Source organism: Ruegeria sp. CDSB029 (genome assembly GCF_059611125.1).
The window spans coordinates 17,810-42,736 of the sequence record NZ_JBXWOX010000014.1 but is presented as its reverse complement, the minus strand read 5'-3'; the positions used below and the strand labels follow the sequence as shown (position 1 = coordinate 42,736).

Here is a 24,927-nt window from a genome sequence, read left to right as displayed (position 1 = left end):
CCGTTGGCCGCCTCGTTCACTGCAAATCAGCAAATGCGCGCTTTAGCCGTTCGCATGCCTCTTCGACCCGCGCACGCTGAGTAGCCAGGTTGAACCGTTCGAAGGTCTCACCCCCTGCGCCGAAACCGGGGCCTGAGGACGTTGCGATTTTGGCATCTTCGCGCAGGCGGCGGACAAACTCTTCATGGGTCATGCCGGTTCCTGAGAATTCTACCCAAGCCAGATAAGTAGCCTGCAACGGCATGGACCACAGACCAGGGATCTCGGCGATTGCTGCGTCAAAGACCTGGCAGTTGCCCGCCAGATGCGCGACCTGTTCGTCAACCCATGCCGCACCCTCGGGCGAATAGGCGGCAGTTATCATCGCCACGCCCAACGCGCTGGGGTCATAGTCCAGCGTCTGAATGCGGTGCCGCATGGCCGCGCGCAGTTTGGGGTCCGGAATGATCATGTTACCGGTGCGTTGACCGGCGATGTTAAATGTCTTGGACGCCGCAGTCAGGGTCACGGTCCACGGCCGCGCATCCGGCGCAGCCACATCCATCGGCACGAACGTATTGCCAGGATAAACCAGATCGTGGTGGATCTCATCCGAGACCAAAATCAACCCATTACGTTCGGCGAATGCGGCCACGGCACGCAGTTCATCCGGTGTCCACACCCGGCCCGAGGGGTTTTGCGGCGAGCACCACAGCAACAGCTTTTCCGACCCGTCCAGACGCGACTGAGCGTCGTCCAGATCCAGGCCATAGGTTTCGCCTTGGCGAACTAGCGGGCACTCGACAACGCGACGTCCCGATTTGTTCACCTTGTTGGCAAACTCATGGTAGACGGGGCTGAAGATGACGACGCCGTCGCCGGGTTCGCTCCAGACATCCAGAGACAGGGCGATCGCATTGCCTAACCCCTGTGAAGTCAGCACCCAATCGGTGTCGATGTCCCAACTATGGCGGTTCTTCATCCACCACTGAATCGATGCCAGATATTCCGGGTGAATCCACGAATACCCAAAGACCCCATGGTCAGCCGTTTTTCGAACCGCATCAATTACGCAAGGCGCTGTTGGGTAATCGGAATCTGCCGTCCACATGGCCAGCCCGTCCTGCGGGGGCACACCGTAGATTTGCTCCATCTTATCCCATTTTGAACTGTTGGTTCCCCGGCGGTCGATCAGGTCGTTGAAAGTCATGTCTGCTCCATCTGTCCGGACGAAAGCTAGCTACAATTCCAGCGGGTGCAAGGGGGGCGTTGCGGTGCAGTGCGGGATGGCCTAAATCAACCCCATGAAACGTAATATCCTGATCCATCCCGACCCCCGCCTGAAAAAGGTCTGCGCGCCTGTGGCAGATATCAGCGACGAGCTGCGCAAGCTGGCAGACGACATGCTGGAGACGATGTATGACGCGCCTGGCGTTGGTCTGGCCGCGCCTCAGATCGGCGTGCTGGATCGGTTGATCGTGTTGGACTGCATTAAGGAAGAGGGCGAAGCCCCGCGTCCGTTGATCATGTTCAACCCCGAGGTTATCGCCTCGTCCGATGAGACCAATGTCTACGAAGAAGGCTGCTTGTCGATCCCCGAGCAATTCGCCGAAGTCACGCGCCCCAAAGTGGTTGATGTCACGTGGATTGACCAGGATGGGAACTTGCAACAGGAAACATTCGACGGCCTGTGGGCGACCTGTGTTCAGCATGAGATCGACCATTTGAACGGCAAGCTGTTCATCGACTATCTCAAGCCGCTGAAACGGCAGATGATCACGCGGAAGATGCAAAAACTAAAGCGCGAGCAGGCCCGCGCATGACCGCTCGCACCTGCCTGCCATGGCCCGATAAACGCCTGCGCACCAAGGCGGAGGACGTCGCCGAGATCACCGATGAAATCCGAGCCATTTGGGACGACATGATCGACACGATGGAGGCGATGCCCGGTGTTGGCCTTGCCGCACCGCAGATCGGTGTCATGTTGCGGCTGGCTGTGGTGGACGGCTCGGTCGAACGCGGTAAGGCTGTGCGTTTGGCGAACCCAGAAATCCTGCACAGCTCAATCGAATTGCGTGAACATGATGAGGCCAGCCCGAACCTGCCCGGTGTCTCGGCCAAGGTGAAACGCCCGCGCGCGGTGACGGTCAAGTTTCTGAACGAACAGGGCATGGTGGATCGCCGCGACTTTGTCGGGATCGAGGCCACAAGCGTACAGCACCAGATCGATCATCTGAACGGGAAGATGTATTTCGACCGGCTCAGCAAGGTCAAACGGGACATGCTGCTGCGCAAAGCCAAAAAGCAGGGGTAGAGATGCGCGTCACTTTCATGGGTACACCCGACTTTTCGGTTCCTGTGCTGGATGCGCTGGTTGAGGCGGGTCATGATATCGTCGCCGTATATTGCCAGCCCCCGCGCCCGGCTGGTCGGGGCAAAAAGGACCGACCGACACCGGTTCACGCACGGGCCGAAGCGTTAGGCCTGACTGTCCGCCATCCGGTGTCTCTGAAATCGTCAGATGAACAGGATGCCTTTGCTGCACTGAACGCAGATGTGGCTGTGGTGGTCGCTTATGGCCTGATCCTACCGCAGCCCATTCTGGACGCGCCTGCCCAGGGATGTCTGAATATCCATGCCAGCCTGTTGCCGCGCTGGCGCGGGGCGGCCCCGATCCATCGCGCCATCATGTCCGGCGATGCGCAAACCGGTATCTGCATCATGCAGATGGAGGCCGGTCTGGACACAGGCCCGGTTCTTATGCGCGAAGCAACCGATATCGGGATCGAGGAAACCACCGACCAGTTGCATGACCGGCTGTCGATAATGGGCTCCAAACTGATCGTTGGGGCTTTGCATGACCTGCCGAATCTGACGCCCGAGCCGCAGCCCGAGGTCGGTGTGACCTATGCCGCCAAGATCGACAAATCAGAGGCACGGATTGACTGGTCCCGGCCCGCAGCAGAGGTGGACCGGCAGATCCGCGGTCTGTCCCCGTTCCCAGGTGCCTGGACCGAGATTGACGGAGACCGCGTGAAACTACTGGCGTCGCGTCTGGCCGAGGGGCAGGGCGTACCCGGCGAAGCTCTGGACGATGCCTTGACAGTAGCTTGCGGCGAGGGTGCCGTTGATCTGTTGCGCCTGCAACGGGCGGGCAAAGGCGCACAGGATAAGGAAACCTTTCTGCGGGGCTGGCCTGTGGCCAAGGGAAGTCGGATTTAGAAGGAATAACAGACTTGTACATGACTTTGATGGGGACGGTGTTAATCGCAGCCGTCGTTGGAAGCCTCGCGGAAAAAACCGGGTTTACCCGAAACGGCTATCTGCAATCTATCATCATTTGTATCGGCGGCGCCTTTCTGTTTTTCTTTGCTCAGATCATGTTTGGCAGGATGTTCGGGTTTAACCTTGCTTTTGGGTCCCCGGGATTGAACGCTATTGTGTCATCCGTCGGCGCGCTGATCATCGTGCCGACCCATTGGAGGAAGTGACATGCCTGTTATCGCCCTGATCGTCATCGGAGCCGCCGCAGGGTTCCTGGCCACCCGTTTAATGCGGATCGAGGCCAACATCCCCACAACCATGTTGATTGGCATCGTTGGTGCACTGGTTGGCGGATTTCTGTTGCGGGCCTTGATCACCGTGGCAGGATGGTTGTCCGGTTTTGTGGGTGCCGTTCTGGGGGCTCTGCTGGTGATCTGGATCTGGCAGACCTATCTACGACGTTGAGCGTGGCTACCGCTCGTCGCAAATCACTGTTGATCCCAACGATTTCGAATTGCGCGTCGCCATTTTGAAGCGATTGGCTTCCTCTGCTGACATCCAGTGCATTTCGTCCTCGGACGCTGCATCAAGCGTGAACCAATAAAAGGCCGGGTCGACACCAATATCATTGAAATAGTCGAGATAGCGATCGTGCTCGGGGTGGTTTTCGGGCAGGTTGGCAGCCACATATCCGCCGCCGCCCCAGCTATGAACCCCGACGCATGCGCCAGGTTCCAGAGTGCGTCGATTGCCGGCCAGGAACAGATCGGTGCCACCAGAGGCGACCAAGCCGTTTGAGGGCACCACAGTATCGAACCCTTCGTCTCGCACAACGCGGCTGAAAACGACATTTGCATCATCATCGACCGAGCCTTCGATGTTCTGCAGTACAAGGGTCTTGATCTCGGGATTTGCCGCAGTGATTTCTTCAAAAGCGCTGAGTGTTGTGTGATCAATAGCCCCCGAAGCAACGATTTCGTCGCCCTGTACAACGAAGCTGACCGCGTCGTATCGCTCTGCACACGCACCCAGAAGAGCCAGTGAGGCGACAAAAACGGGGAAAGTGATTTTCATTTCAGTTCTCACTTCTGTGGCACAGGAAATGCAGATCGAACATTTTGCACCCATTTATTGCCGCGGCGGGCGCGCCTTGTAAACCGGAAGCCGCCAGCCAAACACCAATGATCCCGCCCGCAATGCCCAGCAGATCAACGCACATGCGGCCAGTGTGGCCAGCTCGTCGAAACCAAGTCGGGTCGCGATCACAGCGGCAAAAGCCCCGGCAAACGCGCAAGAGACGTAGAGCTCACCCTGTTTCAGGACCAGTGGCACTTCGTTGCAGACCACGTCCCGCATTAAGCCGCCAAGGCAGCCCGTTGTGACGCCCATCAGCACAACGATCACACCGGATTGGTTCAGCGACAAGGCTGCGCCAGCACCTGCTGCTGCGGCAATCGACAGGGCGAAACTGTCCAGCCAGACCAGCAAGTTGTATCGGCTTTCCACCAAATGAGCAGTAAAAAACACAACCACGGCAGCCGCTGTGGCGATCAGGATATAGTCTGGCTGGCCGACCCAGAACACCGGATGCCGGTCCAGCAGCAGGTCGCGGACGGTTCCGCCGCCCACAGCAGTCAGGCAGGCCATAAAGGCGAAGCCTACCAAATCCAGCTGTGCCCGGCTGGCCACCAATGCGCCTGTCAGGGCAAAAACCAGAACTGAGGCATAGTCGAGCAGTGCCAGACCGCTCACGTTTGCGCCTTTTTTGGTTTGAACGGGGCCATGCCCGCGCGGGCCAGCTCGTCGGCTTTTTCGTTTTCGGGATGGCCAGCATGGCCTTTGACCCATTCCCAGGTCACGTCATGGCGGGCCTGTGCCTCATCCAGTCGCTGCCACAGATCGACATTCTTGACCGGTTTCTTGTTCGAGGTCTTCCAGCCGTTGCGTTTCCAACCGAAAATCCAGCCGGTCACGCCATTTTTTACATAGGCGCTGTCGGTCACCACAGTGATCTTCGAGGCCCGTTCCAGGGTTTCCAGCGCGCTGATTGCGGCCAGCAATTCCATGCGATTGTTGGTGGTCTCAGCTTCGCCGCCGTTCAGCTCGCGTTCTTTCAGGACTTTTTCGCCGTCCATTGCGCGCATCAGCACGCCCCAGCCCCCCGGGCCAGGATTGCCCGAACAGGCACCATCGGTATAGGCAAACAACTCAGGCATGGGCGATCACCAGAATAAAGCCGTCATAAGACCCGGCTAAACCTTTGCCCACTCCGGTTGTAATCCGGTCAATTGTGAACCCTGCCTCGGCCAGCGCCTCTTCGATCTCGGTCTGTGAGAAATAGGTGTAATAGCGATCAATGTCGTCGCGGTGTTCACCGGTTCCCAGTTTCAGACCAAGGAAAAAGATACCCTCAGGCTTGAGTGCCCGGTGGATGGCCGCCAAATGGCGCGGGAAATCCTTGCGAGGGGCATGCAGCAGCGAAAAGCTGGCATAGATGCCGTCAAACGCGGCCGTTTCGGTCACATCGTCAAATGTACCGACATACGCATCCACGCCATTTTCGCGGGCGTGTTCCACAAAGGCCGGCGTCGCATCCAATGCCCGAACCCGCAGCCCCTCACGCAGGAAGAACATACTGTCCGCACCGGGGCCCGAGCCGAGGTCAAGCACATAGCCGCCCGGCGCAACCGCTTCGGCAAAGGCCATGCGGGCCTCGATCTGTTCGGGCGGCAATGGGACGCTCAGGTACTCGGCAACACGCGTGGTGTAGGCGTCAATTGTCTGACGGTCGGTCACAGGTACACTCCTACGGCAAGGCATATCAGGACGATGGCTGTCAGCAGAACGCGCAGCCTCAGCCACCATGTTGGGGTCAGCCGCCAATATGCAAATATCGCGTCCAGCATCAGCAAACCGGCGAAGCCGTACATCAAGTTGATGCCCGCCTCAACAGGTCCACCACCGGTCATGAAAAACGCCCAAAGTGCCGGAAGGACAGACAGTACATAGCATGTCGCTGCCTTGCTGCCCGAGGTCTTGGTGGCGAACCCCCACAGAACACCGGACATAAAACTTAAAATCACAGAGCCGTAGAACAGTTGAATATACGGTCCGACGAACCGCGACCCAAGCTCTTGCCTGCCCCAATCCTGCAAATCGCCGTTCAAGGAGGTCAGCGCGCCCCAAATGAACGGGATCAACCCCGCCAGCGCCAGAACCAACGGCGCCCTGGGGACGCCTCTCATGCGGTTTGCCTCAGGACGCGGGGCACTTTGAATTCGACATTTTCGACGGCGGTTTCGACCAGTTCAACCGTCACGTCATAGTGGGTGTCGAAAGCGTCAATCACCTCATTCACCAGCACTTCGGGTGCTGACGCGCCTGCGGTAATGGCGATGGTTGAGATGCCTTCCAGCGCCCGCCAGTCGATATCGTGGGCGCGCTGCACCAATTGCGCATAGTTGCACCCGGCGCGGGCCGCAACCTCGACCAGTCGGCGTGAGTTCGAAGAGTTCGGTGCGCCAACAACAAGCAAAGCATCCGATTTTGGAGCCACGGCTTTGACGGCCTCTTGCCGGTTGGTGGTGGCGTAGCAGATGTCTTCCTTATGCGGGCCAACGATGGCCGGGAACCGGACTTGGAGGGCTGCGATAATATCCTTGGTGTCATCCACCGAAAGCGTCGTCTGGGTGACAAATGCCAGCTTTTCCGGATTGCGTACCTGAACCGAGGCCACGTCATCGACGGTTTCAACCAGCAGCACTTCGCCGTCGGGCAACTGGCCCATGGTGCCGATGGTTTCCGGATGGCCCTTGTGCCCGATCATGATCATCTGCAATCCGGCCTCAGCATGGCGCTGAGCCTCCACATGAACCTTGGAGACCAGCGGGCAGGTGGCATCGACATAGATCATCTCGCGCTGGGCCGCCGACGCGGGAACGGATTTCGGTACGCCATGCGCTGAAAAAATAACGGGTCGGTCGTTAGGACACTCGTCCAGCTCTTCGATAAAAACGGCCCCCTTGGCGCGCAGACCATCTACGACGAATTTGTTGTGCACAATTTCATGCCGCACATACACCGGGGCACCCCATTTCTGCAGCGCCATTTCGACGATCTTGATCGCCCGGTCGACACCGGCGCAGAACCCGCGCGGCGCGGCGAGGTATAGGGTAAGGGGCGGCTTGGTCATGTCTTGGTCTCCATAGGCCACAGGTAAGTCTTTTCCCGGCTATGGTCCAGACAGGACATTGTCATTGATATGACATGAATCACTGCTAGCCAGCAGGTGTTTCAGTACCTGCTTTTAGTTAAAGAAGCGCGGTCAGGTTGGTACAGCCTGACCGCGCTAATTTCTTCCCCCGGGTTTGGTGAGTGGCCCGGTCTTACTGTCCACCCGCAGCAACGCTGCGTGGCTCCATGGGCATTTCACGCGGAGGCCGCCCGATCACGTCGCGCAGGTCCTCAAGCTCGATGAAGTTGTCGGCCTGGCGGCGCAACTCGTCCGAGATCATCGGCGGCTGGCTGCGGATGGTCGAAACCACCGAAACGCGCACGCCCTGACGCTGCAGGCTGGCAATCAACGGGCGAAAATCCCCATCGCCCGAAAACAGCACAATATGATCGACACGTGGTGCCAGTTCCATAGCGTCGACTGTCAGTTCGATGTCCATGTTACCTTTGACTTTCCGACGCCCCATGCTGTCGGTGTATTCCTTCGCCGGTTTTGTCACCATGGTGAAGCCGTTGTAATGCAGCCAGTCAACCAAGGGGCGGATCGGGGAATACTCGTCGTTTTCCAATAGCGCCGTATAGTAAAAAGCCCGAAGCATCTTGCCGCGGCGCATAAACTCCTGGCGCAGCAATTTGTAGTCGATGTCAAACCCCAGTGCTTTTGCGGCTGCATAAAGATTCGAGCCGTCGATGAACAGCGCTAGCCGTTCGTCTTTATAGAACATAAATAGGTCCTTCCGGTACAATACAGAGCGCCGTGGTGTTACGTGAGTGGGTATTTGAAAAATAGGCGGCGCGCTGATCTTCTATAATTAGGCCATTTCGGTCGTATCGCAAGTATGCAATTCGCCGAATATAGTGAATGGAACGTACAAATCTATGTCAAAAGCGGTTATCGCGCTGGGAGCAAATCTCAAATTGAGAGGTATTGGCCCCAAGGTGACACTTCAAAGCGCACTTGACGCGATCTTGCGTCACGGGGTGGTGATTCGTGCCGTCAGCCGTTTTTTTGAGACCCCGTGCTTCCCGGCAGGTGCCGGGCCTGACTACGTCAATGCGGCTGCTTTGATCGAAACGGACAGGACGCCGACCGATTTGTTGCACCTGCTTCACCAGATTGAGCATCAGTTTGGGCGCGAAAGGGTGCAGCGATGGGGTATGCGAACGCTGGATCTGGATCTGGTCTGCTATGATGATCTGGTTCTGCCAGATCGCACCGAATTTGACAGCTGGCTGACCCTGCCAGCACAGGAGCAGACGCAAAAGGCGCCGGACCGGCTGATTATTCCACATCCGCGCCTGCAGGATCGTGCTTTCGTCCTTGTTCCGATGGCGGACGTCGCCCCGGATTGGCGGCATCCGGTGCTGGGCCGGACGGTAACCGAAATGCTGGCAGACCTGCCCGCGTCGGATATTGCGGCAGTCACGGCTGTGTGAACGGTGCATTTGCAGCATTTCTTGCTTGTCAAGGCGGGGATTCGCCCTTAGATAAACCTCTTCCTGACATGGATTCAGTAACGGAGAGCGCCCCATGGCCCGCGTGACGGTTGAAGATTGCGTAGACAAGGTTCCTAACCGGTTTGAACTGGTGATGCTTGCCGCCCATCGTGCGCGCGAGATTTCTGCCGGCGGCCCGATCACCGTCGACCGTGACAATGACAAGAATCCCGTCGTGTCGCTGCGCGAGATTGCGGACGAAACCCAAAGCGCGGATGAACTGCGCGAGCGCCTGATCGAGGCCAACCAGACCCAGATTGAGGTCGATGAGCCGGAAGAAGATCAGATGGCTCTGCTGATGGGTGCGGAATCGGACAAACCGGCCGATGACGATATGTCGGAAGAGAAGCTGCTTCGCGCTCTGATGGAGGCTCAAGGCCAGGGGTAAGCCCCAAAGATGAAGGTGCGGACCGGATGATTTCTGCAGACGACTTGATTGCGCTGGTCCGCAACTACAACCCCAAGACAAATGCTGACCGCATCGCCCGAGCCTATGAGTTCGGAAAGCAGATGCATGACGGTCAGTTCCGCCATTCAGGCGAACCCTATTTCACACATCCCGTTGCCGTGGCCGCCATCCTGACCGAACAGCGCCTGGATGATGCGACGATCATTACAGCGTTGCTGCATGACACGATCGAAGACACCAAAGCCAATTATGGCAAAGTGTCCGAACTGTTCGGGGAAGAGGTTGCCAAGCTGGTCGACGGCGTCACCAAACTGACCAACCTGCAACTGTCCAGCCGCGAAACCAAACAGGCCGAGAACTTCCGTAAGCTGTTCATGGCCATGTCCAAGGATCTGCGGGTTATTCTGGTCAAGCTCGCTGACCGTCTGCACAACATGCGCACGATCAAGGCAATGCGCCCGGAAAAGCAGGTGCAGAAGGCACGCGAGACGATGGATATTTATGCGCCGCTCGCGGGTCGCATGGGTATGCAGTGGATGCGCGAAGAGCTTGAGGATCTTGCTTTCCGCGTTCTGAATTCCGAAGGTCGCCAGTCGATCATTCGCCGCTTTATCACCTTGCAACGTGAAACCGGCGACGTGATTCACCGGATCACCGGCGACATGCGGCACGAGCTGGAAAAGGCGGGCATCGAAGCCGAAGTGTTTGGTCGCGCCAAAAAGCCTTATTCGATCTGGCGTAAGATGCAGGAAAAGGATCAGGGCTTTTCGCGCCTGTCCGACATCTACGGTTTTCGCATCATTACCCGGTCCGAGGAAGATTGTTACCGGACGCTGGGTGCCATTCACCAGCGCTGGCGCGCGGTGCCGGGTCGGTTCAAGGATTATATCAGCCAGCCGAAATCGAACGGTTATCGCTCGATCCACACAACAGTTTCCGGCCGCGACGGGAAACGGGTCGAGGTTCAGATCCGCACCCGTCAGATGCATGATGTGGCAGAAACCGGCGTTGCGGCGCATTGGTCGTACCGCGACGGTGTCCGCTCGGAAAACCCATTTGCCGTTGATCCGGCCAAGTGGATTGCGAACCTGACTGAACAGTTCGACAGTGAGGAAGATCACGAAGATTTCCTCGAAGCGGTCAAGCTGGAAATGTACTCGGACCAGGTGTTTTGCTTCACGCCCAAGGGCGATGTTGTCAAGCTGCCGCGTGGGGCAACGCCGATTGATTTCGCCTATGCGATCCATACCCGCATTGGCCATGCCTGCGTTGGCGCCAAGGTGGACGGCATCCGTGTGCCACTGTGGACGCGGATCAAGAATGGTCAGTCGGTGGATGTAATTACCGCTGACGGCCAGACGCCTCAGGTAACGTGGCTTGAGATTGCGGTGACCGGCAAGGCCCGGACCGCCATTCGGCGTGCGCTGCGCGAGGTCGACCGCGAGCGGTTCATCAAGCTGGGCAAGGAACTTGCGCGTTCCGGTTTCGAACATGTCGGTCGAAAGGCTACCGACAAAGCGCTGGATACCGCGGCGAAACACCTGCGCCTGAAGGATCGTCATGAATTGCTGGCGCGTCTCGGCAGCGCCGAGCTGACGGCGCATGATGTGGTCAGCGCCGTTTACCCTGAACTTACCCAGGATGACGGTGATGCCATTTCTCCGCGCCGCGCGGTGATCGGCCTTGAACCCGGCCAGAAATTCGACCGCGCGCCCTGTTGTCAGCCTTTGCCCGGCGAACGCATCGTCGGCATTACCTATCGCGGCAAGGGCGTTGTGGTGCACGCAATCGATTGCGACCGCCTGTCCGAGTTCGAAAGCGAACCAGATCGCTGGGTTGATCTCCACTGGCATTCTGGCACGCACCCGGCCGTTCATGGTGCGACGCTGGACGTCACGATTGGCAATGATGCGGGGGTGCTAGGGCGCATTTGTACGTTGATAGGCGAGAAAAAGGCCAATATTTCGAATCTGGAATTTGTCGACCGCAAACCGGATTTTTACCGCCTTCTGGTCAGTGTCGAATTGCGTGACCTGGAACAGTTGCATTCGCTGATGCTTATGCTTGAGGCCGAAAGCGACGTTGCAGCGGTCGAACGCTATAGGGACAGGACCAAAACCGCAGTAGCGGCTGGCTGAGAAGGGGTGATCAGGAGTGGTATTTAAGCGCCGAGACCGACGCTCACCTGTCCAGATCGCGTCTGAATTCGTCTATCCCCGTGGTGGATGGACGCGGGCCTTTCACTATGTAAAGCATCGTGTTCGTAGGCTGCCGGATTCCCCCGAGCGCATTGCGCGTGGAATCGGGGCAGGCGTCTTTGCCTCATTCACTCCGTTCTACGGATTGCATTTTCTGGTCGCTGCTGTGGTGGCGCGCTTGCTGAACGGCAATATTCTGGCGGCTCTGAGTGGAACATTCTTTGGCAACCCACTCACCTATGTGCCAATCGGTGTGGTTTGCCTGCAGACCGGGCATTTCCTGCTGGGAACCAAGTTCCACAAAGGCGACACGCATGGTCTAATGGGCAAGTTCACAGATGCAATGGGTGATCTGAAGAACAACTTTATTGCCATGTTCACCGACCGTGTCGCGGACTGGCATGGGCTCAGCATCTTCTATAACGAGGTGTTCTTTCCCTACATGATTGGCGGCGTTCTTCCGGGCATTTTGGCGGGTGTAATTTGCTCCTATCTCAGCTTGCCGCTGATCCGCACCTATCAGCAGCGCCGTCGCGACAAGATCAAGGCAAAGTTTGACGAAATCAAACGCTTGGCCGAAACTAAGCCTGCCGTTCCATTGATGAATGCCCTAGGTTCTGACCAGGGCCTTAAGAAGGATTCGAGCGATGTCTGACAACCACACGCGTCTTGGCGTAAATATCGACCACGTGGCCACGGTTCGCAACGCGCGGGGCGGGGCCTATCCTGATCCGCTGCGTGCCGCCAAGCTGGCGGAAGAGGCCGGGGCTGACGGCATTACCGCGCATCTGCGCGAAGACCGTCGCCATATCTCGGACGCTGATATCGATGGCCTGATGGAGGTCCTGTCGGTGCCGTTAAACTTTGAGATGGCCGCGACGCCCGAGATGCAGAAAATTGCCTTGCGGCATAAGCCGCATGCCGTTTGCATCGTCCCTGAAAAGCGCGAAGAACGAACCACCGAAGGCGGGCTGGAAGTCGCGCGCGAGGAAAACAAACTGGCTCATTTTATCGCTCCGCTGCGCGATGCCGGGTGTCGTGTATCGATCTTTATCGCTGCTGATCAGCGCCAGATCGAGGCGGCGCATCGTATCGGCGCTGAAGTGATCGAGCTGCACACCGGTGCCTATTGCGATGCCATGGCTGAGGGCCACGCGGACAAGGCCAACAGTGAGTTGGAAGCTCTGCGCGAAATGTCCGCTTTTGCCCATTCGTTGGGCCTTGAGGTGCACGCGGGTCACGGCCTGACCTATGACACCGTACAACCGATCGCGGCATTCCCCGAAGTGCGCGAGCTGAATATCGGCCACTTCCTTATTGGCGAGGCGATCTTTCGCGGCCTCACGCCTGCCATGGCCGAGATGCGGCGTCTAATGGATGAGGCGCGCGGATGATCACACCCGGATTTGTTGCGATCTGGTTTGCCTGGCTGATGGCCGGTGGCTCTCCGGGGCCTGCAACAATGGGGATTGCCGGAACGGCAATGAACGAAGGTCGCCGCGCCGGCCTGGTCTTTGCCTTGGGCATTTGCGCAGGCTCTGCCGCTTGGGGCATCGCCGCAGCGCTGGGCCTATCAGCAATCATGCTGGCCAATGTCTGGGTGTTCGAGGTCATCCGCTATGTTGGTGTGGCCTATCTGGGTTGGTTGGCGTTCAAAGCGCTGCGCCGAGCACTGACGTCTGATGAAGTTGCTATCGGCAACCCGGTGGCCGGCTCACTACGCACAATCTTTGCAAAGGGCGCAGCTATCCACCTGACCAACCCCAAGGCGATCCTGAGCTGGGGCTCGATCTATGCCATCGTCGCCCCGAATGATGCCAGCCTTTCGATGTTGCTGGGCTATTTCGCCATGCTTTACGCAGGATCGTTGTTGATCTTCATCGGCTACGCCTTCCTCTTTTCCTCCGAGCGTATGGTGCAGGCCTACCGCCGCGCTCGCCGGTGGTTCGACTTCGCCTTTGCCGGGTTCTTTGGGGTCGCGAGTTACAAGATTTTGACTGTGCGGCTGTCATGATACTCGGCATCGGCACAGATCTTGCAAATATCGACCGCATTCAGGGCACATTGGATCGGTTCGGAGATCGGTTCCGCAATCGTGTCTTCACCGAAATCGAACAGAGCAAAGCGGGACGTCGCGCTGATGTTGCGGGAACATACGCCAAACGCTGGGCCGCGAAAGAGGCTTGCTCCAAGGCGCTGGGCACCGGTTTGGCCATGGGCATCGCCTGGAAGGACATGTCGGTGACCAATCTGCGCACGGGTCAGCCTGTGATGCATGTCACGGGGTGGGCGGCAGATCGGCTGAAAGAGATGACGCCCGAAGGGTATGAGGCGATTATCCACGTCACCCTGACCGACGATCACCCTTGGGCACAGGCATTCGTGGTGATCGAGGCGCGTCCGCTTCACGATGCGCCTGCGCAGTCTTGACTTGCCCCCAACCGACCCGCATGTAGCACCCCAACGAATAAACGACCGGAGAGCAGTATGGCCGAGGAAGCCAAAACAGGTAACGCCGTTTGGGAGACGATCAAAACCATCGTCTATGCCCTGCTGATCGCGGGCGTCTTCCGCACGATCCTGTTCCAGCCATTCTGGATTCCGTCGGGTTCGATGAAGCCCACCTTGTTGATCGGGGATTTCCTGTTCGTCAACAAAATGTCTTACGGTTATTCCTACGCGTCTTGCCCCAGCCTGATCATCCCAAGCGTCGGCCTGAATGTTGACGCCGAAGATCTCTGCGGCTGGATGCAGAGCGATGAAAACACTCGTATCTGGGGCGGCGACCCCGAACGCGGTGACGTCATTGTTTTCCGCCACCCGGTCAGCGGCCGCGATTACATCAAACGTCTGATCGGTCTGCCCGGGGACCGTATTCAAGTACGGGACGGTCAGATCATTCTGAACGGTACGCCAGTGCAACAAGAACCCGATGGTGTATTCACCGAAGTCGCCGAACCACAAGGCTCGCAAGGTCTGCGCCCGCGCTGCGAAAACGGTCCTGTCGGCTTTGGCGGTGTCTGCGAAAAATCGCGTATGATCGAAACACTGCCAAACGGTGTGTCTTACGAAGTGCTGAACATCGGCAATCAGGCGGCTGACAATACCGGCATCTACACGGTTCCCGAAGGCCATTACTTTTTCATGGGTGACAACCGCGACAACTCCAGCGACAGTCGCGTGCCGCAATCCGCAGGCGGCGTCGGCTATGTGCCTTACGAAGACCTGATCGGGCGGGCTGATCGCATCCTGTTCTCATCCGCTGGCCGGTCGATGCTGTTCTTCTGGACGTGGCGCGGGGATCGCTTCTTCAAGGCGGTCAATTGAAGCTTTCGACCGAGATAAAGGCGTTCCAGCAGCGTCTGGGATACGAATTCTCGAACCCTGAACTGCTGGTGCGCGCCCTGACCCATGGATCGGTCTCGTCCTCGACACGACCTGACAATCAGCGGTTGGAGTTTCTGGGCGATCGGGTTTTGGGTCTTGTCATGGCCACCGCGCTGTTGGAGGCCGACAAAAAAGCATCAGAAGGGCAGTTGGCTCCTCGGTTCAACGCGTTGGTCCGCAAAGAGGCCTGCGCTGATGTGGCCCGGCAGATCGATCTTGGCGTGGTGCTGAAACTGGGCCGGTCCGAGATGCTGTCAGGCGGGCGCCGCAAACAGGCCTTGCTGGGTGATGCGATGGAGGCTGTAATCGCCGCAATCTATCGCGATGCCGGTTTCGAGGCCGCGCGCGACGTCATCCTGCGACTGTGGGGGGATCGCGTCCACAACGTTGAAGCGGATGCGCGCGACGCCAAAACCTCGCTTCAGGAATGGGCGCAGGCGCGCGGGCAAAAGCCGCCCGCTTACGTCGAGGTCAAGCGCAGCGGCCCCGATCACGCCCCGGTGTTTACTATTGCGGCTCGGTTGCAGGACGGGACCGAAGCGCAGGCAACGGCGGGGTCGAAACGTCAGGCGGAACAAGCCGCCGCAAAGGCGCTACTGGATCAGTTGAAATAGCAACCCTCGACAGCCCGAACATGTCACAATTCTCAATCTAACTTGAGGCCTATGGCAGACCTCGGGTCGCAGTCGTATCTGAACATCATCCGCTTTGGCGCATGTCTAAGAACAAGCGAGCAAAGCGAAATTGATACAATGAGTTGAGGCATTTCCATGCAAAACGCAAAACTGACTACCGTGAATATCGGCTTTTTGTTCATCGCCGGTTTTATCGCCACGATCGCCTTCGATTTCTGGGGGCAGGTTGTCAGCCCCGGCATCGGCTGGGCCAATCTGTCGCCCGAAGGACTGGCCCAAAGCCTGCTGGCCAGTCTCGGCTTGCCCAGCAATGCCTTCCTTGGTTTCTTCGTGCATTTCTACCTTGTGGGTCTGATTGCCTACCCGATGGGGTGGTTTCTGATCTTCAAGCCGATCTGGGTTAAGGTCCTTGGCCCGGTTCATATGTTCGTCGCCTCGGCCATCTATGGGTTTGGCCTTTGGGTTTTTGCCCTGGGCGGGATCACCACCTTGTCCGGATTGCCGACTTTCCTGAACTTCTCGGCGATCACCTGGGTCGCGTTGATCGGGCATGTTTTTTACGGGATCGTCATGGTTGCCGTTCTGCGCCTGATCGAACGTCAGAACGGATGAGTCAAAGGGGGGCGTCTAGTGCGCCCCTCATACCACTCGGATAAATCCTGTTAGCCCGGTCTTCTGGTGCTCTATGACATGACAGTGAAATGTCCAGTCGCCCGGGTTATCGGCGACCAGCGCGATCTCGGCCACCTCGTCCTTCAGCAGCAGCATCGTGTCGGTCATCAGGGGCGGCAGTTGTCGCAGGTTCGACCGTAGCGGGACAAACGCCAGCCCGTGCAGGTGGATCGGGTGCAGGTTCGGGGATTCATTTCGCAGTCGCAAGACATAGGTTTTGCCCATTTCCAACGTTGCGAGCGGACCGACACCCTTTGCCGCGTCACCGGGCCATGGTTTGCGATTGATGGACCAGAAGTTATACCCCAGCGAGCCGCAGGATCCATTGTTGGGCTGACCTCCTTCGGGGGTCCAACCAAAAACAAACTCGTGCAGCTCGGCGTTGGTCAGATCGGGTTTGGACACCGGGTTTAATGGCAGAGGGCGCAATTCTTGCAGGTCCCGTGCCGCCGATGATCCAATCGCGCGCAGCTGTGCCATAGGTCTGTGCGGCTGACCGGGCAGTTTGGCCATCAGCGCAACGTTGCTCCCTTCGTCGCCGGGCATTGCAACCGCAAAATCCACGCGCTGACCTGGTCCCACCAGAAGTGGCTCATCTGCGCTGGGCATTGGAATGCTGATCTCAAGCGGATGGCCATCCCACGCGATGATCCGCGCATCGCCACCCTCAAGATGTAATTTGTAGATGCGCGTTGTGTCCGTATTCACCACCCGCAGTCGCACCAGACTGCCTGCGGCGTGATCGTAGATAGGCCCTTGCAGCCAATTGGCAGTGTGGACATTGCCAAAGGTCCCGGCCCGTGCGGCGCCGCGCTGGGTATAGGCGGGTAAAAACGCACCATCATCGTCCAGCCGAAAATCGCGCAGGTTGATCACCTGTTCGCTGTCAAAACCGGGGTTTTCGGGTTCGGCAATGACCATGACGCCCGTCAGGCCGTGGGTCATCTGCTCCATCGTCATGCAATGTGGATGATACCAGTAGGTGCCTGCATCGGGCGGAGTGAATTCATAGGTGAAGGCCTCACCTTCACCCAATGGCATTTGGGTCAGGTAAGGCACCCCGTCCATGTTGTTCGCGATCCGCATCCCGTGCCAGTGCATTGCCGTGTATTCCGACAGGGTATTGCGCACGGGCAGCCACATCACTTCCCCTTGCTTGCCGTACAATACCGGCGGCGGTGCGTTAGAGGACAGGCTGACCATTCCGGTCGTCACCGTATCCCGCAGGGCAAAGCTTGCTGGTTGAATGGTCAACTCCGGCGTGCCTTGCGCCAACCCGAAACCGCCCAGACCCAGCGCGCCGGCAGCGGCCCCGCTGCCCAAAAGAAACTCGCGACGTTTCATGTCTTGCCTCATTTTCCGATGGTCGCCTGGCTGGATTTGGCGCGGCCTGGATTAGGCGTGCCACCGATTTTGCATGACCGCAATGCGACAAATCCCTCTGGCCCGCGCGGCCTTTCTGCTATAGGGGTGCGCACTTGCAACCAGGAACGCCAGACACATGACCACACGCGCCGGATTTATCGCCCTGATCGGAGAGCCCAACGCAGGCAAATCCACCCTGCTGAACCGCATGGTCGGGGCCAAGGTTTCGATCGTGACGCATAAGGTTCAGACGACCCGTACCCGCATTCGCGGTGTGGCAATGGAAGGCGATGCGCAGCTGGTCTTTGTAGACACACCCGGCCTGTTCAAACCGCGTCGTCGTTTGGATCGCGCCATGGTTGCCGCGGCCTGGGGCGGAGCGGCGGATGCAGATGTCGTCGTTCTGATGATCGAGGCGCATCGCGGCATCACCGAAGGGGTAGAACGTATCCTCGAAGGTCTGGAAGAGATCGGGCAGGGCCGAAAGGTTGCGCTGGCGATCAACAAGATCGACAAGGTCCAGTCTGAGGTGCTGCTGGCCCTAACAAGTGACCTGAACGCACGCTACCCGTTTTCCGAAACCTTTATGATTTCCGCCGAAAAGGGCTATGGCGTTGAGGATCTACGCAAATGGCTGGCTGCGGAATTGCCCGAAAGCCCGTGGCTGTATCCCGAAGATCAGATCGCCGATCTGCCCCTGCGCATGATCGCGGCTGAGATGACGCGCGAGAAACTGACCCTGCGCCTGCATCAGGAGTTGCCCTATCAGCTGACGGTCGAGACCGAAAACTGGGAAGAGCGCAAAGACGGCTCTGCCAAGATCGACCAGATCATCTATGTCATGCGCGATGGTCACAAGGGCATCGTGCTAGGCAAAAAGGGCGAGACGATCAAAGCGGTCAGCCAGGCCGCGCGGGCGGAACTGGAAGAGTTCCTGGACCGTAAGATACATCTGTTTCTGCAGGTCAAAGTGCGTCCGAACTGGCTCGAGGAATCCGAGCGTTACTCGGAAATGGGTCTGGATTTCAAAGACGGTAATGCATGACTCGCCTGACGGCTGATTTCTGGGTCCACGCCTATCTGGCGCGGCTGCGTTTTCAGGAAATCCCGGCGTTTGTCGTAGCCCATGGCGACGATACGGCGGGTGCAGTGCTTGTCAAATTGAACACTCTGGACGGGCACGCCGTGGCGTTCCAACGCAGCTTTGATCTGATGAGCGGTGAACGCAAATGGGTCGAGCTTTCCTCCGGCGTCGAAGCAGAGGTTGACGACGCCATCACCCGGCAACGCAGTTTTGATCCGGACCTCTGGGTGATTGAAGTCGAAGACCGGCAAGGCCGGCATCTGTTGGGTGAAGAGGGGTTGGACTAGCCCGCGGTTCAACGGGTCTTGGTCACTCGGGTCAAAACGTCTATTTTACCCTATACTATGTCGGTGAGGATCGCCGTACCGTTTGAACAAATTATGGGGGTGTGTGTGGCCGAAACACTCGCTGAAAAGCTTGAAAAATCAGAATTTGGGCATTGGATGCAGCGGTTTGAGGGCTTCATGGTCTTCATTGGCGTTGTCGGCCCTTTTGCCACGTTGCCGCAGCTGATCAAGCTGTACTTCACGCATTCGCAACACGCGACCGGCCAGTCTCTGCTGTCTTGGTCGCTCTATGCTGCGCTGTCATTCCTTTGGTTCGCCTACGGGCTGGCGGTCGGCAAGTTGCCCATCTATTTGGGCAACGGTATATCGATGGTGCTGAACCTCCTGATGGTTCTGGGCATCCTGATCCACGCCGGTTTAACGTTTTGACCGGCCGCCACAGTCCGGTGCCAAGACGTCACCAACCGCTGCTTTTAAGCGTGATATCGTGCCCGGTGGTGGTCAATGTCTCACCGGCGAATTGCTTTACTTTGGGTGCGAAGGCCTGAAAATAGGGTTGCGACTGCACGTGGGCCAATGTCTCAGCGCTGTCCCAGCGGCCCCAATGAACCCGGGACTTTCCGTCATCAGCGACCGCAACCTGATAGGTGAATTTTCCGGCCGCCTCAGGATCGGCGTCGATCGCCTCGATAAAGGTGCGGATAGTGGTCTGCCATTCGGCTTCATCACCGTCATAACGGTATGAGATTGTGATGCCTCGCATGATCTGGCCTCTTGTTTAACAATATTGTTAATTAAGTATAGGAATGCCCGCGAGTCAAGTATTCGCGGTTGCGGCTTCCCGCAATGCCGGGTCAAGTTGAGCAAGGCAAACAGTGCGAGGCCCAATTGGACTGGCGTGATCACGGCATACTTCTGACCTCTCGCGGTCATGGCGAGACAGCGGCGATAATCGAGGTCTTCACCGAAGGCCACGGTCGTCATGCAGGCGTCGTACGCGGTGGCACCAGCCGCAAAATTGCCCCCATCCTGCAGCCCGGCGCGCAAATAGATGTTTTATGGCGCGCGCGGTTAGAAGAACACCTTGGCACATTTCAGGTTGAACCTTTGCGTTCACGTGCAGCAGCGGCATTTTCGGGTCGGATGGCGTTGGCAGGATTGAACGCGTCCGTTGCGCTGTTGTCCTTTTGCCTGCCCGAGCGTGAACCGCATCCAGCGATCTACAAACAGACCGAACAGTTGTTGGATCTGCTGGGGCAGGACGAAATCTGGCCGCTAGCTTACCTGCGCTGGGAATTGGCGTTGCTTGAAGAACTGGGCTTTGGCCTGGACCTGTCGGCCTGTGCTGTGACAGGGGCGGCGGATGGGTTGGTCTATGTCTCCCCCAAGACTGGTCGAGCCGTTAGCGCCGATGGTGCTGGCGAATGGGCGGATAAGCTGTTGCCCCTGCCACCCTGTTTGCGCGGTGAGGGGCAAGCGCCGGACGCTGAGATTGCCGCAGGGTTGAAAACCACCGGTTACTTTCTGGAACACCATCTTGCCCCGTCCCTGGGGCATAACCCCTTGCCGGATGCGCGGGCAAGATTTGTGGATCAGTTCACTCGGCGGCTTTGAACACCATTTCGTGCCCGTCATCATTGCGCAGTATCAACAGGTCGCCGGATACTTCGGACTGCGTCATCGCAATCAGCGCAGCGAAATAGAAGCCTTCGGCCTCAAGCCCGGCACAGGCCGCACGTGTTGCGGTCAGGTCCATAATCTCGAACCAGGGGTAGGGCGCGTTCAGGGTTCCGCTATAGCTGTTGCAAGGGGCGTTACCCGCGATCTTGCCCTCTTCGGGGAACCGCAACATGGCGATGGCCTCGAAAGGCTGTCCGTCGATTTCCTGCAGCACCCAAGTCTGGTCCGCGGCGCCGTAGGCGGCAACAGATTCGTCCCTGTCGCATTGAAACAGAGCAATCAGGGGCAGTGTCAGGATCAGGCGTATCATACGGGTGTCTTACTTTCTTACCGGTGCCGAGGGAACCGGCGAAGCCAGCTCAGTACGGGATCTCGCCGCTGATAAGTTCTTCGCGAACGTCCAGGCGTGGCCTCCAGTTGTATCTGGTGTCCTCGCTTACCTGATCCCAAAACAACGCACCGCTGTTGCGCCATGGGTCGAGGATGATGCCGTCCTTCATCGTATCGCCCTTGGCGCTTATTGCTGCCGAGTGGTGGATGATCCGGAATGCGGTTGGCGGCGAGGTGGCCCAGTGGATGTCCAAAGTGCGGAAGTTTTCCTTCTGCAGGCGGCGGCTCATCGCCTGCGCCCAGTCGTTGCACAACCCCTTTTCCCGGAACCCGTTGATGACCTTGGCGTTGTGGATAATCGCCGGGTCTGTGACGTTCCAATCCCGCTTCAGTTGCTGCGAATAGGTGTAGGCGATGTTGGCGGCCTTTTGCGCCTCGGCGGGATCGACTTGGGGGCCAAGGTTTTCGATCGCCAGTGCCAGCTCGTCCATCTCGGTGTAGCCCGCCACAGGTTGGGTTGTGGCGCATCCGCCCAGTATCAGGGCTGCAACGGTCGCCCAAAGCGCAAATAATAGTCGGGTCATTCTGTCATCACCATCCTTGGGCCCGGTCTGGGTCGCAGCGTGCCCTAAAGGGGTTTCAACAAAAAGCAAAGGGGGAAGTTTTTTCGGTCAAGGATCAGAAAAGGTCTCTATCTGGTCACAGATCGGATGGCATGAATTTCAAACTGGGGTACGGAATAAAGAAAATGACCCGGCGCAAGGCCGGGTCTAGTTGGGGAAACGGGATACCTAATTCCGGTTAGCCCAGCAAACGCCGTGCAATAACCTGTGCCTGAATTTCGGCAGCCCCTTCAAAAATATTTAGAATGCGCGCGTCACACAGAACGCGGCTGATTTTGTATTCCAGAGCGAACCCGTTGCCGCCATGGATCTGCAGGCCGTTGTCAGCCGCAGCCCAGGCCACACGAGCGCCAAGCAGCTTGGCCATACCGGCCTCAAGGTCGCAGCGATGACCGTGGTCTTTTTCCCAGGCCGAGAAATATGTCAGCTGACGTGCGATCATGATTTCGACCGCCATCATGGCCAGTTTGCCGGACACGCGGGGGAAGTTGATCAGCGACTTGCCAAATTGCTTACGATCCTGCGCGTATTGCATCGCGATATCCAGCGCGCTTTGGGCGACCCCAATGGCGCGGGCGGCGGTCTGAATGCGTGCGCTTTCGAAGGTTTCCATCAGCTGTTTAAAGCCTTTGCCTTCTTCACCGCCCAACAGGTTCTCGCCTTTGACTTTGAAACCGTCAAAGCCCAGCTCGTATTCCTTCATGCCGCGATAGCCCAAAACTTCGATCTCACCGCCGGTCATGCCGGGGGTGGGGAAAGGGTTCTCATCTGTGCCCGGCGTCTTCTCCGCAAGGAACATGGACAGACCGCGGTGATCGGTGGTGTCCGGGTTGGTCCGGGCCAGCAGCGTCATCACATGGGTCCGCGCCGCGTGGGTGATCCAGGTTTTGTTGCCGGTGATCTCATAGTCACCGTCCGCGTTCTTGACCGCACGTGCACGCAGGCTGCCCAGATCCGAGCCGGTGTTTGGTTCGGTGAAAACTGCGGTCGGCAGAATTTCGGCGCTGGCCAGTTTTGGCAGCCAGTTGGCTTTTTGTTCATCGGTGCCGCCCGCGATGATCAGCTCGGCCGCGATTTCGGAGCGTGTACCAAGAGAGCCCACGCCGATATAGCCGCGTGACAGTTCCTCGGACACGACGCACATCGAGGCTTTGGACAGGCCGAACCCGCCGAATTCTTCGGGGATGGTCAGGCCAAAGACACCCATTTCGGCCAGTTCCTCGATGACTTCCATCGGGATCAGTTCATCTTTGAGGTGCCAGTCATGGGCGTAGGGTTCGACCTTTTCGACCGCATAGCGGCGGAACTGGTCACGGATCATCTCAAGCTCTTCGTCCAGACCCGAGGCACCGAACATGGTGGCACCGGCCTGATCTTCCATCAGCTTGACCAGACGGCTGCGGGCGGCCTGAGAATTGGCCTGCGCCATCAGTGTTTGAATTTCGGGGATCTGAAAACCGGAAAGCGCGTCCCAGCCCAGACCCATATCCTGAAGGCGGACAACCTCGCCCTGGTTCATCGGAATGCCGCCTGCAACCTGGTGCAGGTATTCGCCAAAGGCGATTTGGTGCAGCAATTGTTCGATCTCGCCGAACTTGCCATCGGCCTCCAGCGTTTCGGCCCAGCGTTGCATCTGTTTCAGCGACTGAGAATACGTGGCCAGCCATGACAAGCCATGGGCGGCGGTTTGATTGGCTTCGATCAAGGCACCGGAAACACGGCCATCGGCGGAAACCATACCGCGCACCGACTCGCGCGCACGCTCGAACACTGTTTCAACGGCGGGTGCGGCCGCACGGGTCAGCGTCAGAAGATCGGGCAAAATCGCAGGTGTTGTCATCTGGGTCATATCCTGTCCGTCATGGGCCATGAATCGTGTCCTTTTCTCGTGTCGTTTGGTCATATCATGCTGCACGTGCAGCGCAACAAAAATACGTATTACGTTGCGAAAAAGTTCTAATATTTCTCGAACGTTTTTGCAGTGCAGCGCCCGTCAGGAATGATATCAGGGGGCCATGACATTGTTTTCTTTATTACCTCCACAGGATCTTCTGCTGGCTCTGAGCGTTGCGTTTCTGGCAGGGTGGGTCAAAGGTATCGTCGGTTTTGCCATGCCGATGGTTATGGTTTCAGGGTTGAGTGTCTTTCTGCCGCCCGAGTTGGCCATCGCGGGTCTGATCCTTCCGACACTGGTAACTAATGTCTTTCAGGCTTTGGGACAGGGTGTTTCCGCGGCCGTGTCGTCGGTCAGGGAGTTTCGTATATTTCTGATTGTGGGCTTGGTGTTCCTTCTGGCCGGAGCCAAGCTGGTCACTTTGGTGCCGACATCGACCTTCCTGTTGATGATCGGCGTTCCAATCACCTTCTTTGCCTTGATCCAGGTCCTGGGTGTGAAACTGGTGCTGAAAGAACCATCGGCCCGTGTTGAGGTTCTCATTGGGGCCGTCGCAGGATTTGTGGGCGGTATGTCTGGTATTTGGGGGCCGCCAACGGTGGCGTACCTGACGGCCCTGAACACACCGAAAGCCGTGCAAATGCGGGTACAGGGGGTTATCTATGGGCTGGGCGCAATTGCCTTGATGGTCGCCCATATGGGATCAGGTATCCTGCGGGCCGACACGGCGCCGTTCTCGGCTGCTCTGATCGCTCCAGCAGTGATCGGGATGTGGGTGGGTATGCAGTTGCAATCGAGAATCGATCAGGCGTTGTTTCGCAAAGTAACTTTGGTTGTGCTGTTGGCCGCTGGATTGAACCTGCTGCGCCGCGGTCTGATGGGTTAAGTTCTGCGGTCCATATACCGAAACGCGAAGTAAAGCCCCAGCATCAGGAAAAACAGCCCTGAGATATCGCCGATCAGAAAGGCGATGTACTCTACCCCTGCGCTGCCAAAACTCATGTTTGTCATAGCGGATGCCAAGAACGACGTGATCACGCCGACACCCATGACGCACAACCAGCAGGGTTTGCGATCGGGTCTGGGGAACAAGTCCCAACCTGCCCACTTGAGCAAGTAGAACACGGTGGGAACCGTTGTGACCGCGATGACAATTGCCAACAAGCGGCTGGGCAAAAAGACATCCGCACCCCCCAGGAATGCAAAGACTGCAAAGACGCCCGGCAACAATGCGAAAATCGCACGCCACCCTAATAGCCACGCCGCTAGGACCCGAACCCCGTGAGGTAGGAACAGCAGGCTGGCCCGGCTTGGATATTCCGGAAAGAACACGTTTTGCAGCGGCATCAAGACCTCAAAGGTGAGGAATGATGCAACTATGTAAGCCAGT

The 24,927-nt window shown here is 57.9% G+C and carries 34 protein-coding genes; 20 read left to right on the top strand and 14 right to left on the bottom strand.

Features of this window, described 5'->3' with window-relative positions:
* Positions 1-16: 16 nt before the first annotated feature.
* A complete protein-coding gene (locus AC2FI8_RS16205; protein ID WP_496780142.1) occupies positions 17-1,189 on the bottom strand; it encodes a MalY/PatB family protein in 1,173 nt (390 codons plus the stop codon).
* Positions 1,190-1,283: 94 nt separating this feature from the next.
* Here AC2FI8_RS16205 and def (AC2FI8_RS16200) point away from each other — a divergent pair, with 94 nt between their 5' ends.
* Genes def (AC2FI8_RS16200) through AC2FI8_RS16180 form a run of 5 tightly spaced genes read left to right on the top strand, consistent with a single transcriptional unit; the run spans position 1,284 to position 3,708 of the window.
* The gene (def, locus tag AC2FI8_RS16200) at positions 1,284-1,802 is read left to right on the top strand and encodes a peptide deformylase (RefSeq protein ID WP_058278958.1); all 519 of its coding nucleotides are present in this window, start codon (positions 1,284-1,286) and stop codon (positions 1,800-1,802) included.
* A complete protein-coding gene (gene def / locus AC2FI8_RS16195) occupies positions 1,799-2,293 on the top strand; it encodes a peptide deformylase (protein WP_496780140.1) in 495 nt (164 codons plus the stop codon). Before def (AC2FI8_RS16200) ends, def (AC2FI8_RS16195) begins: the two co-directional genes overlap by 4 nt.
* A gap of 2 nt (positions 2,294-2,295) precedes the next feature.
* Positions 2,296-3,201 (top strand): methionyl-tRNA formyltransferase, encoded by a 906-nt coding sequence (gene fmt, locus AC2FI8_RS16190; protein ID WP_496780138.1) that lies wholly within the window; start codon positions 2,296-2,298, stop codon positions 3,199-3,201.
* Positions 3,202-3,215: 14 nt separating this feature from the next.
* Positions 3,216-3,470: a hypothetical protein gene (locus AC2FI8_RS16185; RefSeq protein ID WP_058278955.1), complete on the top strand. Its 255-nt coding sequence runs from the start codon at positions 3,216-3,218 to the stop codon at positions 3,468-3,470.
* A gap of 1 nt (position 3,471) precedes the next feature.
* On the top strand, positions 3,472-3,708 hold the full coding sequence (locus AC2FI8_RS16180; RefSeq protein ID WP_058273291.1) for a GlsB/YeaQ/YmgE family stress response membrane protein: 237 nt from the start codon (positions 3,472-3,474) through the stop codon (positions 3,706-3,708).
* Positions 3,709-3,714: 6 nt separating this feature from the next.
* On the opposite strand, the gene AC2FI8_RS16175 is transcribed toward AC2FI8_RS16180, so the two are convergent.
* The 7 genes from AC2FI8_RS16175 to AC2FI8_RS16145 form a co-directional block, all read right to left on the bottom strand.
* Positions 3,715-4,317, bottom strand: a complete 603-nt coding sequence (locus AC2FI8_RS16175) for a COG3904 family protein (RefSeq protein ID WP_496780136.1) — start codon at positions 4,315-4,317, stop codon at positions 3,715-3,717.
* Positions 4,318-4,371: 54 nt separating this feature from the next.
* Positions 4,372-4,995: a trimeric intracellular cation channel family protein gene (locus AC2FI8_RS16170; protein ID WP_058273289.1), complete on the bottom strand. Its 624-nt coding sequence runs from the start codon at positions 4,993-4,995 to the stop codon at positions 4,372-4,374.
* Positions 4,992-5,459, bottom strand: coding sequence for a ribonuclease HI (rnhA, locus tag AC2FI8_RS16165; RefSeq protein ID WP_108861286.1), 468 nt, complete (start codon positions 5,457-5,459; stop codon positions 4,992-4,994). The genes AC2FI8_RS16170 and rnhA overlap by 4 nt, the downstream gene beginning before the upstream one ends.
* The gene (locus AC2FI8_RS16160) at positions 5,452-6,039 is read right to left on the bottom strand and encodes a class I SAM-dependent methyltransferase (protein WP_496780133.1); all 588 of its coding nucleotides are present in this window, start codon (positions 6,037-6,039) and stop codon (positions 5,452-5,454) included. Before AC2FI8_RS16160 ends, rnhA begins: the two co-directional genes overlap by 8 nt.
* Positions 6,036-6,488, bottom strand: a complete 453-nt coding sequence (locus AC2FI8_RS16155) for a DUF3429 domain-containing protein (RefSeq protein WP_496723284.1) — start codon at positions 6,486-6,488, stop codon at positions 6,036-6,038. The genes AC2FI8_RS16160 and AC2FI8_RS16155 overlap by 4 nt, the downstream gene beginning before the upstream one ends.
* Positions 6,485-7,435: a 4-hydroxy-3-methylbut-2-enyl diphosphate reductase gene (gene ispH / locus AC2FI8_RS16150; RefSeq protein ID WP_496767182.1), complete on the bottom strand. Its 951-nt coding sequence runs from the start codon at positions 7,433-7,435 to the stop codon at positions 6,485-6,487. Before ispH ends, AC2FI8_RS16155 begins: the two co-directional genes overlap by 4 nt.
* A 193-nt stretch (positions 7,436-7,628) precedes the next feature.
* Positions 7,629-8,201, bottom strand: a complete 573-nt coding sequence (locus AC2FI8_RS16145) for a LabA-like NYN domain-containing protein (RefSeq protein ID WP_058278950.1) — start codon at positions 8,199-8,201, stop codon at positions 7,629-7,631.
* Positions 8,202-8,355: 154 nt separating this feature from the next.
* Between AC2FI8_RS16145 and folK the strand changes: the two genes are divergently transcribed.
* From folK to AC2FI8_RS16095, 10 genes are all read left to right on the top strand, one after another.
* On the top strand, positions 8,356-8,913 hold the full coding sequence (gene folK, locus AC2FI8_RS16140; protein ID WP_496740284.1) for a 2-amino-4-hydroxy-6-hydroxymethyldihydropteridine diphosphokinase: 558 nt from the start codon (positions 8,356-8,358) through the stop codon (positions 8,911-8,913).
* A gap of 94 nt (positions 8,914-9,007) precedes the next feature.
* Positions 9,008-9,361: a DNA-directed RNA polymerase subunit omega gene (gene rpoZ / locus AC2FI8_RS16135; protein WP_010437681.1), complete on the top strand. Its 354-nt coding sequence runs from the start codon at positions 9,008-9,010 to the stop codon at positions 9,359-9,361.
* Between the two features lie 26 nt (positions 9,362-9,387).
* Positions 9,388-11,520 carry a RelA/SpoT family protein gene (locus tag AC2FI8_RS16130; RefSeq protein WP_058278948.1) on the top strand — a complete coding sequence of 711 codons (2,133 nt, stop codon included), beginning with the start codon at positions 9,388-9,390 and terminating at the stop codon, positions 11,518-11,520.
* Positions 11,521-11,536: 16 nt separating this feature from the next.
* Positions 11,537-12,235, top strand: coding sequence for a DUF2062 domain-containing protein (locus AC2FI8_RS16125; RefSeq protein WP_058273282.1), 699 nt, complete (start codon positions 11,537-11,539; stop codon positions 12,233-12,235).
* Positions 12,228-12,974 carry a pyridoxine 5'-phosphate synthase gene (locus AC2FI8_RS16120; protein ID WP_496780131.1) on the top strand — a complete coding sequence of 249 codons (747 nt, stop codon included), beginning with the start codon at positions 12,228-12,230 and terminating at the stop codon, positions 12,972-12,974. The genes AC2FI8_RS16125 and AC2FI8_RS16120 overlap by 8 nt, the downstream gene beginning before the upstream one ends.
* Positions 12,971-13,594 (top strand): LysE family translocator, encoded by a 624-nt coding sequence (locus AC2FI8_RS16115; protein WP_496767180.1) that lies wholly within the window; start codon positions 12,971-12,973, stop codon positions 13,592-13,594. The genes AC2FI8_RS16120 and AC2FI8_RS16115 overlap by 4 nt, the downstream gene beginning before the upstream one ends.
* Positions 13,591-14,010, top strand: a complete 420-nt coding sequence (gene acpS / locus AC2FI8_RS16110; RefSeq protein WP_496780129.1) for a holo-ACP synthase — start codon at positions 13,591-13,593, stop codon at positions 14,008-14,010. Before AC2FI8_RS16115 ends, acpS begins: the two co-directional genes overlap by 4 nt.
* A gap of 57 nt (positions 14,011-14,067) precedes the next feature.
* Positions 14,068-14,907 (top strand): signal peptidase I, encoded by an 840-nt coding sequence (lepB, locus tag AC2FI8_RS16105; RefSeq protein ID WP_496767178.1) that lies wholly within the window; start codon positions 14,068-14,070, stop codon positions 14,905-14,907.
* A complete protein-coding gene (rnc, locus tag AC2FI8_RS16100; RefSeq protein WP_058273658.1) occupies positions 14,904-15,581 on the top strand; it encodes a ribonuclease III in 678 nt (225 codons plus the stop codon). The genes lepB and rnc overlap by 4 nt, the downstream gene beginning before the upstream one ends.
* A gap of 156 nt (positions 15,582-15,737) precedes the next feature.
* Positions 15,738-16,214: a hypothetical protein gene (locus AC2FI8_RS16095; RefSeq protein WP_496727065.1), complete on the top strand. Its 477-nt coding sequence runs from the start codon at positions 15,738-15,740 to the stop codon at positions 16,212-16,214.
* Between the two features lie 27 nt (positions 16,215-16,241).
* On the opposite strand, the gene AC2FI8_RS16090 is transcribed toward AC2FI8_RS16095, so the two are convergent.
* Positions 16,242-17,618 carry a multicopper oxidase family protein gene (locus AC2FI8_RS16090; RefSeq protein WP_496780127.1) on the bottom strand — a complete coding sequence of 459 codons (1,377 nt, stop codon included), beginning with the start codon at positions 17,616-17,618 and terminating at the stop codon, positions 16,242-16,244.
* A 157-nt stretch (positions 17,619-17,775) separates the two neighbouring features.
* On the opposite strand from AC2FI8_RS16090, the gene era reads away from it, so the two are divergent.
* The 3 genes from era to AC2FI8_RS16075 all read left to right on the top strand — a co-directional run bounded on the left by era (position 17,776) and on the right by AC2FI8_RS16075 (position 19,439).
* Positions 17,776-18,684 (top strand): GTPase Era, encoded by a 909-nt coding sequence (gene era, locus AC2FI8_RS16085; RefSeq protein ID WP_058273275.1) that lies wholly within the window; start codon positions 17,776-17,778, stop codon positions 18,682-18,684.
* Positions 18,681-19,010 carry a DUF1491 family protein gene (locus tag AC2FI8_RS16080; protein WP_496740295.1) on the top strand — a complete coding sequence of 110 codons (330 nt, stop codon included), beginning with the start codon at positions 18,681-18,683 and terminating at the stop codon, positions 19,008-19,010. The genes era and AC2FI8_RS16080 overlap by 4 nt, the downstream gene beginning before the upstream one ends.
* A 105-nt stretch (positions 19,011-19,115) precedes the next feature.
* Positions 19,116-19,439, top strand: a complete 324-nt coding sequence (locus tag AC2FI8_RS16075) for a SemiSWEET transporter (protein ID WP_496780125.1) — start codon at positions 19,116-19,118, stop codon at positions 19,437-19,439.
* A 28-nt stretch (positions 19,440-19,467) separates the two neighbouring features.
* Here AC2FI8_RS16075 and AC2FI8_RS16070 read toward each other — a convergent pair whose 3' ends face one another.
* A complete protein-coding gene (locus AC2FI8_RS16070; RefSeq protein ID WP_496727070.1) occupies positions 19,468-19,773 on the bottom strand; it encodes a hypothetical protein in 306 nt (101 codons plus the stop codon).
* Positions 19,774-19,898: 125 nt separating this feature from the next.
* Here AC2FI8_RS16070 and recO point away from each other — a divergent pair, with 125 nt between their 5' ends.
* Complete coding sequence (gene recO / locus AC2FI8_RS16065) at positions 19,899-20,624, top strand: DNA repair protein RecO (RefSeq protein ID WP_496780220.1); 726 nt, start codon at positions 19,899-19,901, stop codon at positions 20,622-20,624.
* On the opposite strand, the gene AC2FI8_RS16060 is transcribed toward recO, so the two are convergent.
* The 3 genes from AC2FI8_RS16060 to AC2FI8_RS16050 form a co-directional block, all read right to left on the bottom strand.
* Positions 20,608-21,000 (bottom strand): META domain-containing protein, encoded by a 393-nt coding sequence (locus AC2FI8_RS16060; protein WP_496780123.1) that lies wholly within the window; start codon positions 20,998-21,000, stop codon positions 20,608-20,610. The genes recO and AC2FI8_RS16060 overlap by 17 nt on opposite strands.
* Positions 21,001-21,049: 49 nt before the next feature.
* Complete coding sequence (locus AC2FI8_RS16055; protein ID WP_496780121.1) at positions 21,050-21,604, bottom strand: hypothetical protein; 555 nt, start codon at positions 21,602-21,604, stop codon at positions 21,050-21,052.
* A gap of 217 nt (positions 21,605-21,821) precedes the next feature.
* The gene (locus AC2FI8_RS16050; protein ID WP_496727073.1) at positions 21,822-23,513 is read right to left on the bottom strand and encodes an acyl-CoA dehydrogenase family protein; all 1,692 of its coding nucleotides are present in this window, start codon (positions 23,511-23,513) and stop codon (positions 21,822-21,824) included.
* A 145-nt stretch (positions 23,514-23,658) separates the two neighbouring features.
* Here AC2FI8_RS16050 and AC2FI8_RS16045 point away from each other — a divergent pair, with 145 nt between their 5' ends.
* Entirely contained in the window at positions 23,659-24,423 is a 765-nt protein-coding gene (locus tag AC2FI8_RS16045; protein ID WP_496727074.1) for a sulfite exporter TauE/SafE family protein, read from the top strand.
* Here the strand turns inward: AC2FI8_RS16045 and AC2FI8_RS16040 are convergent.
* Positions 24,420-24,884, bottom strand: a complete 465-nt coding sequence (locus AC2FI8_RS16040) for a hypothetical protein (RefSeq protein WP_496727075.1) — start codon at positions 24,882-24,884, stop codon at positions 24,420-24,422. The two genes, AC2FI8_RS16045 and AC2FI8_RS16040, sit on opposite strands and share 4 nt — an antisense overlap.
* Positions 24,885-24,927 lie beyond the last annotated feature (43 nt).